Annotated in this window: 11 protein-coding genes; 6 read left to right on the top strand and 5 right to left on the bottom strand. The window is 61.2% G+C overall.

From position 1 onward, the window contains the following. The first annotated feature begins 193 nt into the window (after window positions 1-193). The 4 genes from ACVWY8_RS11655 to ACVWY8_RS11640 all read left to right on the top strand — a co-directional run bounded on the left by ACVWY8_RS11655 (window position 194) and on the right by ACVWY8_RS11640 (window position 4,721). Entirely contained in the window at window positions 194-901 is a 708-nt protein-coding gene (locus tag ACVWY8_RS11655) for a Crp/Fnr family transcriptional regulator (protein ID WP_457395069.1), read from the top strand. A 19-nt stretch (window positions 902-920) separates the two neighbouring features. Beyond that, window positions 921-1,415, top strand: coding sequence for a DUF427 domain-containing protein (locus ACVWY8_RS11650; RefSeq protein WP_011433071.1), 495 nt, complete (start codon window positions 921-923; stop codon window positions 1,413-1,415). Window positions 1,416-1,543: 128 nt separating this feature from the next. Beyond that, on the top strand, window positions 1,544-3,622 hold the full coding sequence (locus ACVWY8_RS11645) for an SH3 domain-containing protein (RefSeq protein ID WP_457395066.1): 2,079 nt from the start codon (window positions 1,544-1,546) through the stop codon (window positions 3,620-3,622). A gap of 115 nt (window positions 3,623-3,737) precedes the next feature. Continuing rightward, window positions 3,738-4,721, top strand: coding sequence for an energy-coupling factor transporter transmembrane component T family protein (locus tag ACVWY8_RS11640; protein ID WP_457395063.1), 984 nt, complete (start codon window positions 3,738-3,740; stop codon window positions 4,719-4,721). Window positions 4,722-4,745: 24 nt separating this feature from the next. On the opposite strand, the gene ACVWY8_RS11635 is transcribed toward ACVWY8_RS11640, so the two are convergent. The 3 genes from ACVWY8_RS11635 to ACVWY8_RS11625 form a co-directional block, all read right to left on the bottom strand. After that, window positions 4,746-7,688: a GAF domain-containing protein gene (locus ACVWY8_RS11635; protein WP_457397126.1), complete on the bottom strand. Its 2,943-nt coding sequence runs from the start codon at window positions 7,686-7,688 to the stop codon at window positions 4,746-4,748. 355 nt (window positions 7,689-8,043) lie between these two features. Further along, the gene (locus tag ACVWY8_RS11630; RefSeq protein ID WP_457395057.1) at window positions 8,044-8,619 is read right to left on the bottom strand and encodes an NADPH-dependent FMN reductase; all 576 of its coding nucleotides are present in this window, start codon (window positions 8,617-8,619) and stop codon (window positions 8,044-8,046) included. A 188-nt stretch (window positions 8,620-8,807) separates the two neighbouring features. Then, window positions 8,808-11,129, bottom strand: coding sequence for a spermidine synthase (locus tag ACVWY8_RS11625; RefSeq protein WP_457395054.1), 2,322 nt, complete (start codon window positions 11,127-11,129; stop codon window positions 8,808-8,810). A gap of 268 nt (window positions 11,130-11,397) precedes the next feature. Between ACVWY8_RS11625 and ACVWY8_RS11620 the strand changes: the two genes are divergently transcribed. After that, the gene (locus ACVWY8_RS11620) at window positions 11,398-12,336 is read left to right on the top strand and encodes an alpha/beta fold hydrolase (protein WP_457395052.1); all 939 of its coding nucleotides are present in this window, start codon (window positions 11,398-11,400) and stop codon (window positions 12,334-12,336) included. A 67-nt stretch (window positions 12,337-12,403) separates the two neighbouring features. Here ACVWY8_RS11620 and ACVWY8_RS11615 read toward each other — a convergent pair whose 3' ends face one another. After that, complete coding sequence (locus ACVWY8_RS11615; protein ID WP_457395049.1) at window positions 12,404-12,886, bottom strand: pyridoxamine 5'-phosphate oxidase family protein; 483 nt, start codon at window positions 12,884-12,886, stop codon at window positions 12,404-12,406. A 199-nt stretch (window positions 12,887-13,085) separates the two neighbouring features. Between ACVWY8_RS11615 and ACVWY8_RS11610 the strand changes: the two genes are divergently transcribed. After that, window positions 13,086-13,307, top strand: coding sequence for a high light inducible protein (locus ACVWY8_RS11610; RefSeq protein WP_011433062.1), 222 nt, complete (start codon window positions 13,086-13,088; stop codon window positions 13,305-13,307). Between the two features lie 340 nt (window positions 13,308-13,647). On the opposite strand, the gene ACVWY8_RS11605 is transcribed toward ACVWY8_RS11610, so the two are convergent. Continuing rightward, the gene (locus ACVWY8_RS11605) at window positions 13,648-15,834 is read right to left on the bottom strand and encodes a CHASE2 domain-containing protein (protein WP_457397123.1); all 2,187 of its coding nucleotides are present in this window, start codon (window positions 15,832-15,834) and stop codon (window positions 13,648-13,650) included. Window positions 15,835-15,916 lie beyond the last annotated feature (82 nt).

Below are 15,916 nucleotides of genomic sequence, written 5' to 3'. Positions count from 1 at the left end.
TTCTGCCATTTGTTTTCATCTAAAAAAACCAACTTCATCCTCTTTCCTCTATAAATTATTCTCTCTATCCTAACATAAGATCAACACGACCTAGATCTTGGCGCACATGGCGGGGTGGTGGATTGCAGGATAGCTCTTGAGTTGGTAACTGGGCTACAGTGGGCTTGCGGTATGGTGAAACGTCCGACCCGCCATGGCTTCCGATGCTCCTGTTGCCCTTCTCTCCGAGCTCAAGGCGGTGCCAATGTTGGCCGAACTTTCGGCGACGTCCTTGCAATGGTTGGGATCCCAGGTCAAGCTGCGGGATATCCCGGCGGGACAGGCCCTCTTCATGCAAGATGCCTGGGGCAGCGTAGTTTATCTGATCCTCGCCGGCTGGGCTAAGGTGCGGCGGGCTTTGCGGGCGCAAGACAGCACCAAAACCCTTGCCTTGCTGGGGCCGGGCGCTTGGGTGGGGGAAATGGCGGTACTGGACGAAGCTCCCCGCTCCCGAGATGTGCTGGCCCTAACCCCGCTGCGGGTGGCCGGGATCCCGGCGGCAACCTTCAAAGCGCTGATGTTGCGGGAGCCGCAACTGTGTTACCAGCTGGCCTGCAGCCTCTCCCGTCGCCTGCGCCTGGCCAACTTGCAGGCGGATCTTGACCAGCAGAGCCCCCCGCTGCGAGTGGTGCATACGCTGGTGCAACTGGCGGAAGCTTTTGGCGAGAAGACCCCCCAGGGGATGCGCATTGTCTACCCTCCCCCCCAGGATTTGGCCGATATCAGCCAAGTTAGCCGGGAGACAGCCCTGGCGGTACTGAGCCGTCTGCAGCAGCAGGGGGTTATTCAGCCGCTGCCGGAGCAACAGTCTTTGCTGCTGATCCGGTACGCCAAACTGGTAGAGGCCACCCGTCTGCTTTAGATATTGAAGATATTGACCCATGTCTCCCCAACCGATTTCTCCCCATCCAGGACAAGAATCTGTCTGGGACTATCCGCGCCCACCTCGTCTGGAGCCCACCACAGAACTGGTGGAAGTTCTCTTCAATGGCGAGCTCATTGCCCAAAGCCGCCGTTGCTACCGCGTCCTGGAAACCAGCCACCCGCCCACCTACTACATTCCCCCCACCGACGTTCGACTGCAGTATCTCCGCCCCAGCTCTCGCACCTCTTTCTGTGAGTTCAAAGGGGCTGCCTGCTACTGGACAGTTCAGGTCGGATCCCAAACAGCCGTAGATGCCGCCTGGAGCTATCCGGATCCCAGCCCGGCGTTTTTGCCCATCCGCGACTACCTTGCCTTTTATCCAGGCCGTGTGCAGGAGTGCCGGGTAGGTGGAGAACGAGTCCGGCCTCAACCCGGAGATTTCTACGGCGGTTGGATCACCTCAAAGGTCGTAGGCCCTTTCAAAGGAGAGCCGGGTAGCTGGAACTGGTAGGGGCGGAGCAGCGATTCCCGAGGGGGGATCCCTTTTACCCACGAAAAGGACTACAGTTAAGTCGATGCGGGTAAGTTGTCCAAGGACTCCGTCCCGCTGGCACGAACAGGAGAGCGCGGACAAAAACCATGACGGTGCGGGTGCCCCTCGACTATTATCGGGTTTTGATGCTGTCGGCACGGGCAGATGAGCATCAGATTGAACAGGCATACCGGGAGCGGATCGATCTCAAGCCGGGCGAGCGCTCCTGGCTGTCGGGGTTCTCGCCACAGGCTGTGGAAGCTCGCGCCCAGATGATCCAAGAGGCGGCTTCTGTGCTGCTGAACCCTGAGGCACGACGAAACTACGACGAACACCTCATGCCAACGGATCCCACCTTGACGGTGGAGGAGGCGCACCTACCGGGAGTGCTGTGCTTGTATTGCGAAGCCGGAGAGTACCAGGCTGCGTTGGACTTGGCTCAACACCTGTTGAAGCAGGGCCACCCTGCTCGTTCCGATGCCATTTTGGCGCGGGCCATCGCTCGTCTGGAACTGGGTCGAGAAGCCTGGCAACAGGGATCCTACGAGGAGGCGGCGCGTTCTTTACAGGCGGGCTTGGCGGAGCTGGAGGAGTATCAGGCCTTTCCGCAGATGCAGGCGGAGATCCGCATTGATTTGGGCAAGCTGCGCCCCTATCGCATTTTGCAACTCCTCAGCCAAAGTGCTCCCGCCCAAGCTGGAAGACACACCGCTGATGGGAACGGGGAGCGACAGCAGGGACTGGCTCTCCTCAAAGCCATGCTGGACGAACGGGGCGGCATCGAGGGGATGGGGCAAGATGGCTCTGGCCTCAGCACCGAAGATTTCCTGCGCTTTATCCAACGGGTACGTCGCCACCTCACCCTCAAAGAACAGCAGGAGTTGTTCGAGCGGGAGGCTGAGCGTCCCTCGATGGTGGCCGCCTACTTGGCCGTGCAGGTGTTGCTGGCGGCAGGTTATCTGGAAAACCGCCCGGCTCTGGTGCGGCGTGCTCGCGGCTACCTGGCTCGTCTGGCGCAGCGGCAGGATGTGCATCTGGAGCAGGCCATCTGTAGTCTGTTGCTGGGGCAGACCGAAGACGCGCTCGCCCATCTGCGCTCCACCCAAGAAGTAGAGGCCTTGCAGTTTATCGAAGAACACTCCGCCGGTTCTCCCGACCATCTGCCGGGTCTGTGCCGCTTCACAGAAAAATGGTTTCAGGAGGAGGTGTTCCCGGAATTTCGCGGTCTGGAAGCCACCCAAGCGACGTTGCAAGCCTACTTCGACAACCCCCAAGTGCAAGCTTACCTGGACGAAATGCCCAGCCGCGAGGATCCGCCGGCGGGGATGCTCTCTCCCCAAGTCCCCCATCCCCCACCTCATTTGCCTGCCGTGGTGGGTGGCGTGCGCCCCCCTAATCCAACCCAAGAATTGCAGCGCCCCCCCACCCCTTGGCAACGGGGAGGAGTGATGCCCCCGCCAGAACCCCCGCGCCTCTCGGATTTGCCCTCCTACCGGAGCACCCCCAAGGCGGGCGTCTCTGCTCTTGCGGATGAGAGTTCTAGTGCTCCGCACCGCTGTCGCGAACGCGCCCAAGACCGTTCCCCTCAGGGGGACGGAGTCCAGGGCCTAAGGTCCGCTGGCGCGATCGGTTTGCAGGATGTGGAGCGTTACCGCCGCAGCCGCTTGGGGGGCCGTAAGCGTCCTACCTTTCCCGCTGGCGTTCGTTTGGGCTCCGCACCGCTGACGCGAGTGGCCGGGGTAGTTGGTGTGGGCATCCTCTCCCTATTGGTCATCTGGCAAATGTTGCGGGGCCTCTTCACGCCGCCGCCGGCACCACCGCTGGAGCAACCCCAGGTGCAAATTGAGCAGCCGCCGGTTGACATATCGCTACGCGACGCTTTCGCGAACAACAATCCCGGCCAGACAGAACCCGCTCCCCCGCCTGAGCTAACTGGCCCTCTGGCGGAGTGGCAAGGAGTACAACAGGTGCGGGTGATCTCCAACGATGGCATCAACATTCGCCAGCAACCCAGCCTGACAGGAGCCATTGTCGGGACAGCCCCACGCCAAGCCCTGCTGCGGGTGGTGGAGGTGCGGGCTGGGGAGGGACAGGTGCCCGTCTGGCTGCGCATTGAGCGAGATGGCGCGCCCGGGGGATGGGTCGCCGCCCAGTCGGGCTCTACCCGTCTGGTGGAGCGGCTCTAGCTCTCCCTTGCTGCCAGCTGTTATTGCTCCGCAACGCTGCTGCGACCGCGCTACGGGGACGGAGTTCTCGGTCCCGCCCTTTTAAGGGGTATAGTCTGCTTCCTTCTCAACTGTTGTGGATATTCTGCGCAATGCCCCGCTGGGGATTTATCTGGAAGAGCCTCGCACCTGGCTACATTGCCTGGATCCGCGGGTTAAGCTGGCCTGGCTGCTCAGCTTTCTCCTCAGCCCCATTCTGGCCGGCAATGGTTGGCGCTTGGCTGTGGTGGTGGCTCTTCTGCTGCTAACTGTGGCGGCCCGTCTGCCGCGCCGGGTTTGGTCAGGCCAACTCTCCCTGGTGCTGGCCCTGAGCCTGCTCACCTTTGGGATCACCAGCTTGGCGCCGGATGGATTGGGGGTTTTTCCCCAACCGCAACGGCAGGATATGCAGGTGGTGGGCTATGGGCTGACCGGGATCCCCGCTGTTCCCGTTAGCGGTGCAGGGCACTTCGACTTGGCCGTAGAACAGGGATCCCCAGACCGTGCCTGGCGGGAGCAAACCCGTGCTTGGCAAACCCCTTACCGCTACCGCCTGGTTCAGTTTTCCCTGTTGGGGCGAACCTTTCAGGTCTCCCGCCGTTCTCTATCGGTGGCGCTGCGGCTGGGCACCCTCATTTTTACGTTGCTCTACGCCACCCATTTGTTTTTGTTGACCACGGCCCCCGAAGAAATTGCCGAAGGGATCGGCCAATGGTTGCAGCCTCTCCGACGTTGGAGCTGGCCGATTGCCGAAGTGATTCTCACCCTCACCTTGGCGCTACGCTTTCTGCCTTTGGTGATGGAAGAGGTGCAAAACTTGGCGCGGGCGGTGCGAACTCGGGATGTGCGCTGGGGATCCCTGAGTTTCCGGGGCGGGATGCAAACCCTGCTGGCCTTGGTGGAGCGCTTTTTTGAAAACTTGCTCCTGCGTGCCGAACAGACGGCTATGGCAATGCAGGCCCGTGGGCTGACCGGCCCAGACCATCCCCTGCGCTGGCACCGCCTACAACTGCGGCGGCTGGATCGCGGCCTACTGGCTCTACTGCCCCTGTTTTGGCTGCTCAGAACCTTGTCCCCCTAAGGTGACCGGCAACACAGCTTTTTCCTACCCAGGGGGATGGGGCTCGTCGCTGCCCATCGGCAGGAGCAGCCGAGAGACACAACGCCCATCGGAAGAGAGGTAAAAGGAGAGCTGGCCCCCCATCCGCTGCACCACCCGTTGACACAGGCTGAGTTCCAGACCAGGACTCACCGATAGAGGCGACTTGAGCAGAGGATCTGCGTAGATCACCTGCTCTGGCCCCAACTGAAGGGCGGCCATCAGGTGAGGGTCGAAGCTGCCCTGATCCACCACCAGCAGCTCTGCATACCCAAAGTGCTCCGCACCGCTGTCGCGAACGCTGGCTTGGCTCCACAGATCCAGCCGCCCCCCTTCCGGGCTGCGCAAAATAGCGGCTGTCAACACCTCCCAGAGCACCATCTCCAGTCGTTCGGGATCCCCCTGGATGGTAAGGCTCATGTCCCCATGGGCCCGCGGCCATAACTTGCGTTTTTGGGTCAGGGCCTCCACTCGGCGTAGGCTTTTGCGCACCAAGGTTGCCAAGGGCACCGACCGCGACTGCGGCTGCACCTGCCAAGTTTCCGACTGCAACAACGGCCCTGTGGAGACGGTCAGATCCCGCAGCCCTCTGCCGATCTCCACCACCTTTTGCCAGCGGGTGGCTTCGTCTCCGGGGATCTCCGGCACCTGACCCAGGCGGTGCAGGCTGTCCAGAAGGGCATTCTGCATATCCAGCAGGCGGCGGTGCTTGTACCAGTTCAACTCCCTGAGCACCTCCTGCCGCTCTTGCAAAGTTTGCATCCAGAGCAAGCGCCGCAGCGTCCAGCCGCAGGTCTGGGCGATCAGCATCACAGCCGCCCGCTCGTCGGGATCCCAAACCTTGCCCGCTTCTGCCCCCAAGATCAAAACTCCCAAAGCTCCCGCCTGCGAGGAGTTTGTCTCCCCCAGCGCCACCAGCAGCCAGGATCCCAGGCCGGCAGCAAAGTGCTCCGCACCGCTGACGCGACTGAGCCAAGTGCGGCTGGCAGGGGGGATCTGCTCCTGGGTGAGCGGCAGAGGTTCTGCCGACTGCAGCGCGTAGGCCAGTAGGGGATCTTGCAGGTCAATCTCGGTGGAGCCGGTCTCCGTCCCGGCAGCGGTAGTAAAAGGCCCCTGGAGCTGAGCCCGGCTTTCCCCCGGCTGCCAACTGACCACCAGCGCCAGAGGGATCCCCAGCAATTGGGCCGTCTGTCGAGTGGTAGTGGTGTACAGATCTGACAAGGTGGCCGAGTTTGGCAAGGTTGAACAAGTGGCGATCAGGCCCTTGAGCAATTGCTCTTGTCGTTGCCGGCGTTGTTCTGACCGAATTTGCCGCAGGATCACCCCCACCTGTTGGGCGATCCCCCGCAGCAGTTGCCGCTCTTCCCGGCTCCAGGCCCGTAGCTGGGGATGCAACACCAAGAGCAGCCCTTCCACAGGTGTGGTGGCGGTACCGCCGACCCCGGTGTGGGTCAGCATCAAGGAACGAACCCCTGCCAGTTCCTGCCGCCAAGAGAGCAGGCGCAGATCTTGGTCGTAGTTTTCTGCCACGACCACCTCGCTGCGCATGAGATCCTGCCAGTCCTGGTCGCTCAGAGGGCTGAGCTGCTGTGGCAAAGTCTGCTTGCCTTCCCTGCGGTACTCGTAGAAGAGGCGGGGGATGGGGCTGTCGGGATCCACCGTCAACACGGCCACTGCACCGACTTTCAGGCGCTGGGCCAGGCCGACAACGGCTTGCTGGAGAGCCTGTTGCAGCTCCGCCGGGTTGTAAAGCGAGCGGCCCACCTGTTGCACAAACTCTTGGTCATCGGCCAACTGGCGAATGCGGCGATCCAGATTTTCTAGGGGGGCAGCCAAGGCCAACCCATTGGCGGCAGCAGCTACCAACTGTCGCTCAGCGGCTTGCCAGGTACGGGGCACATCCGATTGCACCCAGATGAACCCCAGCAGATCCTTTTCCAGCAAAATCGGGGCCGCCAAAACGGCCTGGGCCCGCAACTGCTGCATCAGCTTGGGGGGAACCTCAGAGCGAGTCGTCCCTGTGCCGCCCACCACCACCTGGCCATCGGCGAGGGTGTAGTACATGTCCCCCAATTCCCGCAGCGAAAGGCTGACCTCTCCTGTCGGCCCTGCTCCGACTTTAGCCCCTTTGGGAACAGGGGGCTGAGAGGACTCCGTCCCCCCGCTGTTGCCAACAGCTTTGGGGGCGCTTCCATGGGGGACGAACTGCCCCTGGCCGCGCTCGTGCCAATACACCTGAATGTGGACGGCGCCCAGAAAAGACTGTAACTCCTGCCTCACCAGGCTGACCCGTTCCTGCAGGGATCCCACCTGGCGCATCGCCGTTCCCAACCTCAGGAGCGGATCCTCAAGGCGCTTTTCGGTCTGCTGTTGCCAAGCGTTTTCCAACTCTTGCAGAGAAGCTGCCAACTGCCCCAGCAAAATCCCCAGGAGAGCCTTTTCGTCCTCACGGGTGGTAACCCCCCACATTTGGGATCCCAGCATCAGAATCCCCAAGCAGCGCCGCCGTCCTACTGCCGTTCGCGACAGCGGGCCGTAGGCCGAGAAGGGATAAATGAAACAGCCCTGGATCCCGCCCAGTCGCCTGGCCTCCCGCTGCCAAATGCCCATGCGCGGCTCCTGAGAGAGGTCGGGCAGGCTGATCGGTCGCTGCTCGATCACCACCTGCTCCAGGATCTCCCCCGGCTGTAGAGGATGCACCGCCCGCAGTAGGGTTTGATCCTCAAGAAGGGTCACTCCCCCCTGACCCACCAACTGGTGATTTGGATAGTCGTAAAAGGCCAGCCAGATCAGCGGCGCCCCAAACACCGCCTTGACATACTCCAGCGTGAGCTGAACGAGGGTGTTGGCATCGCTCTGCTCCCGCATCTGCTGCAAGGTTGCTTGCAGGGCCACCAGGGGAGATATTGGCCCAGCTCTATCGGAATGAGGGGGAACAGACTGAACCATACCTGTGTGGAGCTATTCTGCGGGTTCCTCTGCAAGTCAATGCCGTATCGGCCAGATCTCCGTCGGATCTGAGCCTTATTTGTTGCTGGGCAACGCTGAGCAACAGGTGAGAAGAAGAGAGCCCGGACTTGTTGCTGTTTGGAACAACTTTGGCATACTCTCCGCCCCAAGGGGCAGGGATTCTCGACGTCGGGCGTTCGCCCCATCCTCGACGCAGTGAAAGATTTGGTTTTCATCTCTCACCCAGCCCCAGTGTAGTCTGTCTGCAGCCGTCCTTCATGGCTTCCTAACTTCCCTGGGGTTGGTCGCGGAACGCTTGGAGAGTGTCTCAATCTAGTTTGGAATGACTGTAATTTCAGGAAGGCTTCACAACTGGGATCCCTCGCAGCTTGTGAGTATGGGTCACCAAGCTCTGGACAAAGTGTTGAAAGCGCTGTTTTAGCTTCTCATCTTTGAGATTGCCTTGCTCGTCAAAAGCGTTCCAAGCCCGACCGATGGCGATTTGCTCTGGGATCACCCAGCCATGCACCCAACGCACAATCAAGCGCATCTGGTTCAGGGTATTGCTGTTGCTCTCGCCGCCCAAAACGCTGATTAACCCGAAGACCTTGCCCTCCAGTTGCTCAAAACTCAACAGATCCAGTGCATTTTTCAGGCTGCCGCTGATGCCGCCGTGGTACTCCGGGCTGGCTAGGATGATCCCATCCGCCCGCTTCATGGTTGCTCTTAGGACTGCCACATCGGGATAATCCGCATAGGACTCCGAGCCATCCACAAAGGGCAACTTCATCTGCCGCAGATCGAGGATGTGCAACGGGATCCCCAACTTCTCAAACTCGCGCCGCGCCACCTCCAGCGCCTGGTACGTTAAGGAATTGGGCCGCAGGCTGCCCCCGATTGCCACGAAACGGGCCTCAGAGGCTTCAGCCATGGTGGTTTGAGGATCGACAGTAAGGGCTTGCAGAGGAGACATGAGCCGGGTTCCTGAGCAGACATTAGTTACGTTGCAAACAATCATAACTCATACCAACTCCGAGTTGTAAAGATTTCTTTAACTTTTCTGCTCCCCAACCCTAATGCATTCGCCGAAGCGTTGCATAAGCGATAACAGCCGGATTCCTATCCAAAACTGGGGATCTGGATACCCTTTAGCAAAGGGATCCGGGGCCAACGGATCACCTGCAGCAGGTTGGAAAAGTCATCCCGCCAGACGGGATCCCCGGCCTGGGGCAAAAGGGGCTGCCAGGGATCCAGTTCCTGCAGGACTCCAGAGTTTTGGGCCAAAGGGCTCCGCCCTGCTGAGGCGGTCGTCGAAGCGTCGCGCGGCGATAACAGCACCCAATGGGAAGGAGCCAGCCCCGCCTGGCGTTGCTCAGGGGAGAGATCCCGGTGGTCTTGGTGCCAAGCGTGAAGCTGCAGGGATCCGGCCAGGCCAGCCAACAGCGGGGCCAGGTCGAGGTGGCGGTTGGTGATGTTGAAGAGCAGCCAGCCGTGGGGCTTGAGCTTGCTCAGGTAGAGGGCCAAAGCCTCTTGCGTGAGCAAATGCACCGGCACTGCGTCAGAGCTGAAGGCGTCCATCACCATCAGGTCATAGCTGCCCTCTGGGATCCCCTTGAGGCTGAGCCGGGCATCACCGAGGATGACCTGCACCCGCGCCCGCGTCTGGGCCCACCGGAGATAGGAAAAATAGCGGCTCGCCCAATCGACCACGGTGGGATCCAACTCGAAAAACGTCCACTCATCCCCTGGCTCGGCATAGGCGGCCAACGTGCCGATCCCCAGCCCCAACACCGCAATGGCGGGCGTGGGATCCACAGTCTGGGCTCTGAACGCCGCAAACACCTGCCCAACCGGCCCAGACCGAGAAAAATAGGTCAGCGGCTCCAGCGCTTTTTCCGGGTCCAAGTTTTGGCTGCCGTGTAGGGTGGTGCCGTGCAGAAGGCCACGAAAGGATCCCTGCTCAGTTTGGTATTCCACGATCCGGTTGAGGCCGAAGGCGCTGCGCTCGCTGTGGATCACCTGCAGTCCCGGCTGCAGCCAGGGTTGCCCCAGCAGCACAACCAACCCCGCCATTGCTCCCACCCAACCGACCTTGGCCTGCCAGCCAGGGGCTCCGCTCTGCTGCTGTGAACGGCTCTCCCCTGACACCAACAGCGCCAGCACCGCCCAGCCCAACGCCAAACCCACCCCAGCGCCCACCTGCAGCAACGCCTGCGGTTGAAAGTGCAACAGCAGCAAAGGCAGGAGCAGCCCCAGCCCCAGCCACAGGCCCACCCGCCCCCCCTGCGCCCCCAGCACGGCCAGCGACATCCCCAGCAACAGGGGATATTCCAGCACTGTCTCAAACACCTGCGGTGCCAAGAGGGCAGAGAACATTCCCCCTAAGCTCCCCCCCAAAGCCAGCCACAGGTAAAACTGCGTCAACTGCTCCACCGGCGGGCGACGGCAAGCCAACCGGCTGTGGCAGCCCCAGCTCACCAGCCCAAAGGTGGTCAGATGCAGCGGCAAAAGCAAAAAACCCGGCCTCACCCAGCCCAAGACCTGTGTCCCCACCGCCCCGCAGGCCAGAAGAGCTGTCGTTCCCAAAACCCCCTTATTTGGGTGGATCCCCCCGAAAGCCAGCATGAATGTCAGCAGATAGATCCCCAGGGGGATGGCCCACAACAGGGGCACCGCCGCCACGTCGGTGGTCAACAAAGTGGTGACCGCCACCAACAGGCCCGCCGGCAAAAAAGCCAGCCCCGCCCAGCGCCAACGCTCTCGCCAGGAAACAGTCAAATCCCCCGGAGCAGCGCCGGATCCCTGGGAATCCGCCCCACGTTCTTGTTGCTCCGCAACGCTGTTGCGACTGAGCAGCAGACCCACCCCGCTTAGCAGCACCAGGGCTGCCACCAGCGCGTAGGATCCCGTCCACAGGAGAGTTTGCCAAGCCAAAGACAGACGAGGCTCCAACAACAGCGGGTACCCCAGCAGCCCGCCCAAGCTGCCGGCATTGCTGGCCACATAGAGAAAATAGGGATCCAAAGCCTCCCGTTGCCCCGCGACCCCTCTTGCCGCCAACCCCCGTTGCAGCAACGGCGTCGTCGCCGACAGGAGAAACAGCGGCACCCCAGCTCCCAAAGTCAAGTCTGCCAACAGAGCGAGAGGGGGCCACCATCCTTCCGGTTGGCCGGGGATCCCCAGCTGAAAGGGCAGAAGCCTCAGCCCGACCAGCAGCAAGATCCCGTGGATTAGCACCCCCATCCTGGGATTGAGCCCGCGCCCCAGCCGGTCTGCCCACAGGTAGCCCAGCAGCAGGGTGGCCTGAAAAAAGGCCAGGCAGGTATTCCACACCAGGGGGGATCCCCCCCACAGCGGCAACAGCAACTTGCCCACCAACAACTGTCCCCAGAAGAGGCAAAAAGCGCTACCAAACAAGCTGAGGCCAACTAGCCAAACCAAAGCCGACCCACCGCAAAACCCTCAACTGCCAGTATTCCCCACTTTCTCCCGGAAGCTTGAGATGGGATGTTGTAGCCGCTTGGTGGTGCCCCTTGGGATCACCCAACTCAGAGGAAGGCCGATCCTTGTTCCTCGATTCAAGTGCGCCAACGGGTGGAAGGGGGCCACCCTCCGCCAGTACTCTCAGTTGCCCCGATCACAAGGACTTTGTCCCGCTGTCGCGAACGGTTAGGATCGCAACGCTGACTCAAACCTACACTGCACCCCCATGTTGCCATGCAGCGCCAACGCGAACACAGAGCATCGCTGGCTCTGGCGTGACCAGCCCATTCGCTACCAACAGTCGGGATCCACAGGCCCAGCCGTGTTGCTCATCCATGGCTTTGGGGCCAGCAGCGACCATTGGCGGAAAAATTTGCCGGAGCTGGGGCAGCACTGTCAGGTGTATGCGATTGATTTGTTGGGGTTTGGGGGATCCGCCAAGCCTCTGCCGGGATCCCCTTTGCCCTACACCTTCGAGACCTGGGGATCCCTGGTGGCCGATTTTGTGCGGGAGGTGATGGGCCAGCCGGCCTACCTGGTGGGCAACTCGATTGGGGGCATCGTGGCTTTGCAGGCGGCGGTTCTGGATCCGGCCCAGGTTTTAGGGGTAGCGATGTTGGATCCCTCGCTGCGGCTATTGCACGAGCGGAAACGGGGCCAGGTCTCCTGGCTGCGCCGCCAGTTTACCCCTTTGCTGCAATCCCTGCTGGGGTGGCCCCCCTTTGGTCGTTTCTTCTTTGCTCAGGTGGCCCAGGCTAGGGCCATTCGCAATATCCTCCTCCAAGCCTACGGGCGCAAAGAAGCGGTTACCGAGGAGCTGATCCAGCTTTTGCTCAAACCCGCTTTGGAGCCGGGGGCGGCAGAGGTCTTTTTGGCCTTTGTGCGCTATTCTCAGGGGCCTTTGGCTGAAGATCTCTTGCCTCAGCTCACCTGTCCCGTCTTGATCTTGTGGGGGGAAGCGGATCCCTGGGAACCCATTGCTCTGGGGCGGGCCCTGGCAGAGTTTCCTTGCGTGGTGGGGTTCATCCCGTTGCCAGGGGTTGGCCATTGCCCCCAGGATGAAGCCCCCGAGCTGGTCAACCCGCTGCTGTTGGACTGGATCCGGGATCCCACCCGAAAACCTGAGAAAGGACTCCATTCTCTCCCCCCAGAAGAGGGGAGCTAGGAAGCGGCGCAGCAAGAGCTTCCCTGGGCTCAAGGATGGCGCGGGCTGCCCTTGGAATTCTCATAATCTACGCCCGACCAAGGTGCTCCAGTTGATCCAGGTTGGGGCCGCTCAGCCGGAATGCCTGGCCAAACCCCTGGATGAAGCTACCAGTTTTGGGGACGATCTGACAGAAGTGAAAATCCGCCAAACTTAGGATCATCTCGGCAATCTCGTACTTGGCGCGGTAGAGGGCTTCAAACCCCTGCGCCTGCGCCTCCTCGCGGCTGAGAAACTGGGCTTCTCCGCTCACCATCACCCGCGACAGGGCGTGGTTACTGCGGGGATCCCCTGGGGTGGGCGGCTCGTGGATGAGTAGCGCGGCCCGGGGATCTGCCCGCAAAGCCTGGGTGTGGCCAGAAAGATCGCTGATGACAATGGCAAAGCGCAAGGGATCCCGCTGCACCACAAAAGGCACCAACGACACCGCCGGGGATCCCTGCTCCAGCACCGCCAAGCTGGCCACCGGCTGGCCATCCAGCAGCGTATTTAACCGCTCCAGCGCCGACATAGTTGTCCTCCAGTCCCCTTGCTATTATCAGCTCCCCTGTACTGGGACAAGAGCCACAACCCTGCTTACAGGCTGTTCCTGGCCTGGTTGAACTCTGCCCGGCAGCTCGGAACATTGGGCGTCAACAACGTTGTAAATAAAACTTTACAATCCTATGCAAAGCGAGCTACGCTGGTGAAGAAAGCACAAGGAGAACCCTATGACCCGATATCGCTCCGTCGTCGTCGAAGAAGGCGGTCGGCTGAACAACTACGCCATTGAGCCAGAAATGTATGTGGATAGCACCCCCCGCGTGGGCTTCACCGACTATGCAGAGCGCTTGAACGGGCGCTTGGCAATGATCGGCTTTGTTGCCCTGATCCTGTTTGAAGCTCTGTCTGGTACCACCCTGATTGGCTGGCTGCAGTCCCTGGGCCGATAAGCCAAAGAACGCTTCCTAGGAAGAGGGCTGTCTCTAATCGCCGATTGACTGTTCGCGATAGTGGGACGGAGTCCTCACTTTGCTGCACAGTTCTCTACAACCTGATGTGCAAGCGCTAGGCAGTTGTGCGAGTGTGCAGAGAGCGGGTGGTTAGGTTTATGTTTCTAGACCCCAGCTACCGTTTGAAATGTACCCCAAGCTCTGGGGGAACTAACGCCTGTGGAGACTCCTCTGGCGGGGTGGTAGGTCTAAAACCTACCGCTAGTCAAGGGTTGCTGAAGCAGGAAGAAAGCAACAGCGCTGAGCAAAAATCTGTTCTGTTCAGTGCTGTGTAGGTCTTTCAGAGCGGCATCTCCCAGTGCAGCTCGACATGGGTATGGCCTTCTGGGGTGCGGGTGCGATGCCAGGATCCCTTGGGTAGATAGCGGGCGATGGTGTTCATGGCCTTGCTGCCGTAGCCGCCGCTGAGGCCGGGAGCGTACTCGATACCATCGTTGACCACGGAAAGGCAGCAGTGGCGTTCCGTTTGGGCCAGCGACACTCTGACAAAGGAAGCATTGCCTTTGGGGGGTTGCACGTGGGCGATGACATTGCCGATGGCCTCTCGCAAGAAGCGCAAGATGTCTTCTCGCTGATCAAACCACTCGCCGGTGTTGGGCTCCTGCAGAGGTTGCAGTTGGCGCTCCACAGACAGCGTCAGGCTGCCCGCTTGGATCAGCTCGTCCAGATAGATCTCGATGCCGCGATGCAACCCCTCTCGCAAGCTGGGGGAGATGCGCAGCTTGGCGGCTAGGGTGCGCACATCGTTGAGCTGATTCCGGATCCCGCGTCCGATCCTCTCCAGTTGCTCGAGCAGGTGGTCGTAGACGGTGGGATCGGGAGCTTTTCCCTGGTGCTGCTGCCATTGCAAGCTCTCCAAGTTGTCCATCACCACCTTCAGCTCCTGCAGCTCGCGATCGTGAATGTCGGTGGCTACTCGGTAGAGCAGCTTGCGAGCCTGGTCAATGGCGGCCTCCTGTTCGGCTCGGCGCAGGCGCTCCAGTTCCTGTTGCTGGGCCAAGAGCCGTTCTTGATTCTCCACAATGACCAAAGTGAGCAGCAGGCTCACCCCCGTTAGCCCACTGGCCAGGGCCGGCAAGACGAGAGGCCAAACCCAACGCCCCAGTAGAAACTGGGCCACAGCCCACCCTTCGTAAACGGCAAGCCCCACCACAGGCCGCAGGAGAAACTGCTGTTGCTTCCAGCCCCAAGGGCTCAAAAGTGCTCCGCACCGCTGACGCGAACGTAGGGGGGGACGATAAAGCACCAAAAGCAGTCCCGTTCCCACTCCCAGCAGCGAGACCACCGCAACCGCCACCCCCCCCGGCACGGATTGGTAGACCTCCCCGGTGAGCAGGCTGGAGAGGACTTGCGCCTGCAGCTCCACCGCCGCAATCTGGGATCCATCCGCAGTCCGCACCGGGAAGGTTTCGGGGTAGCCGCCCACAAAACCCACCAGGACAATTTTGTCCCGCAATTGGTCGGCAACTTCGGGATCGAGGGGAGGGATCCCTTCTTGGCCGCGGCAGGCTTGGCTGGGGTTGATCATCGGGGCAACAGACCCGGATCCTGCCTGGAGAACAGCTGGAGGGCAAACCTGTTCGATGGGGATAATGGGGATCCCGTGCTGGGATCCGAGGGGGTTGAATTGGATCGGCTGCAACCCCCGCTCGCGAAACCAGCGGCTAGCCCGCTCCGGGTCGTATTTGGCAAAAGCCAGAGCCTCGACCGAGGCGAACATCTGCTCCTCTTGGCTGTCGCGGCGCAGGTAGAGCCCCCGCAGCTGGGCCTGGCGCAGGATCCCGGCCCTATCCACCCGATATTGCACCACCCCCTGCACATGCTCTGGCGGCACCAGGTACTCCAGCCGCAGAGAAGAGAAGGGCAGAAAATGGTTGTAGATGTTAATCTCGGAGCGGCCAAAGCTCTCGCTGCTGCGGGTGGCCAGGACCAAGCGATCTGGGTAGCGCTGTACCACCTGACGCAGAGGGGCATCTAAGTTCTCGTTGCCCAGGTTTTGAGGTACCACAAAGCTGCTGGGCAGGTTTAGCACCACCACCCTGGCCTCAGCTTCTTCCAGTAGACGCAACGTCAGGCCGGCGTAGTTGGCCCGTTCCAGAAGGAAGTCAACTTGATGTTGGCCAAGGTGCTCTGCACCACTGGTGCGGCCATTGCTTTCCCCCTGTCCGCTGTTCCCGTTAGCGGGAACGTGCTCCGCACCGCTGTCGCGATCGAGTCCTATACGACCATCAATGCCGACGATCACCACCTCGGGAGAAGGCTGCTGAGGGCCACGCCAAGCGTACAGCCACTCCTGGGCGTCGCTCTCCATCCGCACCAACAAAGGATGCTGAGCAGAAAGGTTAAGCAGAGCAGCCCAACCCAAGCCCCAAGCCAACGCCCAGCCCAGCCGCCGCCGGGAGGGGGACAGTCGAGCTGGAGAAGTATAGCCTTGGCCAACGAGAAAGGGAGGGACGGGATCCGGCATATTGCAAAGGGCTTTGCACCGCTGACGCGACCACACGAACGGCAGTGCAGACGCGAGCCAGCTAAAAAGCGCTCCGCACCGC

This window comes from Thermostichus sp. OS-CIW-32, assembly GCF_054060415.1.
The sequence above is the reverse complement of the archived record's forward strand: the minus strand, read 5'-3'. Positions and strand labels throughout refer to the sequence as shown.

What these genes read in the sequence shown, in the direction of transcription:
- ACVWY8_RS11630 (WP_457395057.1), bottom strand. Translation starts at nt 8,619, where the DNA reads ATGGCTGAAGCCTCTGAGGCCCGTTTCGTGGCAATCGGGGGCAGCCTG.
- ACVWY8_RS11605 (WP_457397123.1), bottom strand. Translation starts at nt 15,834, where the DNA reads ATGCCGGATCCCGTCCCTCCCTTTCTCGTTGGCCAAGGCTATACTTCT.
- ACVWY8_RS11610 (WP_011433062.1), top strand. Translation starts at nt 13,086, where the DNA reads ATGACCCGATATCGCTCCGTCGTCGTCGAAGAAGGCGGTCGGCTGAAC.
- ACVWY8_RS11650 (WP_011433071.1), top strand. Translation starts at nt 921, where the DNA reads ATGTCTCCCCAACCGATTTCTCCCCATCCAGGACAAGAATCTGTCTGG.
- ACVWY8_RS11635 (WP_457397126.1), bottom strand. Translation starts at nt 7,688, where the DNA reads ATGGTTCAGTCTGTTCCCCCTCATTCCGATAGAGCTGGGCCAATATCT.
- ACVWY8_RS11620 (WP_457395052.1), top strand. Translation starts at nt 11,398, where the DNA reads ATGTTGCCATGCAGCGCCAACGCGAACACAGAGCATCGCTGGCTCTGG.
- ACVWY8_RS11645 (WP_457395066.1), top strand. Translation starts at nt 1,544, where the DNA reads ATGACGGTGCGGGTGCCCCTCGACTATTATCGGGTTTTGATGCTGTCG.
- ACVWY8_RS11655 (WP_457395069.1), top strand. Translation starts at nt 194, where the DNA reads ATGGCTTCCGATGCTCCTGTTGCCCTTCTCTCCGAGCTCAAGGCGGTG.
- ACVWY8_RS11615 (WP_457395049.1), bottom strand. Translation starts at nt 12,886, where the DNA reads ATGTCGGCGCTGGAGCGGTTAAATACGCTGCTGGATGGCCAGCCGGTG.